The sequence below is a fragment of the Pseudoroseicyclus sp. H15 genome (genome assembly GCF_054353345.1).
On sequence record NZ_JBTHJE010000014.1, the window covers coordinates 1 to 1,893 of the forward strand.

Below are 1,893 nucleotides of genomic sequence, written 5' to 3' on the forward strand. Positions count from 1 at the left end.
GCCGATCCCAATCGGACCTGATCTACATCCACCTATTCACCGCCAACACGATCTTGCCCTGGATGTGACCTGCGGCGGCGCGCTCATGAGCCTTGCGCGCGTCAGCGAGTGAATAGGTGCTATCGATCGCCACACGGATCGTGCCGTCGCTGAGCATGGGCCCAATCTCATTCAGCTGGGCGCCGCTGGCGCGAACCTGGGTGGTGGAGACCGTGACACCACGCTGTTCGGCCTCGTCTCCGCCAGAGGCACCCAGGCCGAAGACGGGGAACAGCGCGCCGCCCCGCTTGATCGTGCGCAGGAAGCGTCCGGTTGTCGGACCGCCCACGGCATCGACAACGAGATCGACGTCATGCGCCACATCCTCGGGCGTGACCTTGGTGTAGTCGATGAAGGCATCGGCACCGAGATCGCGCAGGAAAGCCTCGTGTCCGCCCGATGCCACGGCCGTCACATGAGCGCCCTTCCACTTCGCAAGCTGAACGGCGAAATGCCCGACGCCACCTGCGGCGCCGTTCACCAGAACGTGGCGGCCCGCCAGTGGAACAGGCTCATGCTGTGTCGGCTGAAGCGCGTTGGGGACATCGTGCCCCTGCGCGATCAGGAACTGCCACGCCGTGAGCAGCGACATCGGGGCTGCAGCGGCATGGACGTGGTCAATGCCGGCCGGCTTGCGGGCAAGGTCGGATGCCGGCACGCTGACATACTCGGCGTAGGCGTCGGCCAGTCCGTCCGGAAAGCGGACCATCGAGTAGACCTCGTCTCCCACCGTGAACCCTTGAACGTCCGGCGCGACCTCATCGACGACGCCAGAGATGTCCGTGCCCAGGATGAGCGGCAAGGGCAGCTGCGGCCGGTACTCGGGCGGCAGCATCTTCATTCCATCGCGCATGTACCAGTCGGGCGGGTTCAGCCCGACCGCGTGGACGCGGACCAGAACCTCGCCGGCCTTCACCTCGGGGCGAGGTGCGTCCTCGTATCGCAGCACGTCGGGGCCGCCGAACTCATGCTGCCGGACCGCTTTCATCATCGTCGACATTCGCTGTTCCTTACCTTCGCCAGCCAAGTCGATGACCAGCCTTCAAGCGCTCCATGTAACCTCCCATGAGGCGTTGATAATCCACCTCGAAGGCGCTTTAGTAATGCCATGAAGGAACAAGTCGGTCTCGAACGGCTCACCGGGTTGATCGCGTTCGCGAGGGCGGGATCGATGGGCAGCTACAGCGCCGCGGCGCGGTCGCTTTCCATCTCTCCGTCCGCGGTCAGCAAGAGCGTGCAGCGGCTTGAGCAGCGTCTCGGCCTGTCGCTGTTCACGCGGACCACCCGCTCCCTGACGCTGACGCCAGAGGGCCGTGACTTGCACGAGCGTGCGCTTCGGCTCCTGCGGGATGCCGAGGCGATCGAGCAGGCCGCGCTGATGGCCCGATCGGAACCGGCCGGTCCGCTCCGGATCAGCGTGCCGCTGCCGATCGGCGTTCATCTGATCGCGCCCGCGTTGCCCGAGTTTCGTCGCCGTCATCCGAACGTCACGGTGGACCTTCAGCTGAGCGACCGCATCGTCGATCTTGTCGAGCACGGGATCGATATAGCCGTGCGGATCGGCGACCTGGAGGATTCGCGGCTGCTGTCGCGCCGGCTGCCGCCCTACCGGCTCTCCTGTTTCGCCGCGCCCGACTACCTGGCAGACCGCGGGACACCGGCCCATCCCGACGACCTGAAGGATCATGAGACTGTCGGCCTGCGCTATCAGAGCACGGGCAAGACCTACCGCTGGCCATTCCGGATCGGAGATCGCGAGAGCGAGCTGATGCTGTCCGCTGGCATCACGGTCGATGCGAGCGAGGCGCTGGTGGCGTCGGTCGTGGCCGGAGGCGGCATAGGGATGCTCTCGAC

Annotated in this window: 2 protein-coding genes; one reads left to right on the top strand and one right to left on the bottom strand. The window is 65.8% G+C overall.

Going from position 1 to position 1,893, the window contains the following annotated elements; genetic code table 11:
• Positions 1–22 precede the first annotated feature (22 nt).
• The gene (locus ACXN5S_RS19610; RefSeq protein WP_458607183.1) at positions 23–1,039 is read right to left on the bottom strand and encodes an NADP-dependent oxidoreductase; all 1,017 of its coding nucleotides are present in this window, start codon (positions 1,037–1,039) and stop codon (positions 23–25) included.
• Between the two features lie 108 nt (positions 1,040–1,147).
• Here ACXN5S_RS19610 and ACXN5S_RS19615 point away from each other — a divergent pair.
• Positions 1,148–1,893, top strand: a 746-nt coding sequence (locus tag ACXN5S_RS19615; protein ID WP_458607184.1) for a LysR substrate-binding domain-containing protein, incomplete at its 3' end; no start/stop codon positions are given.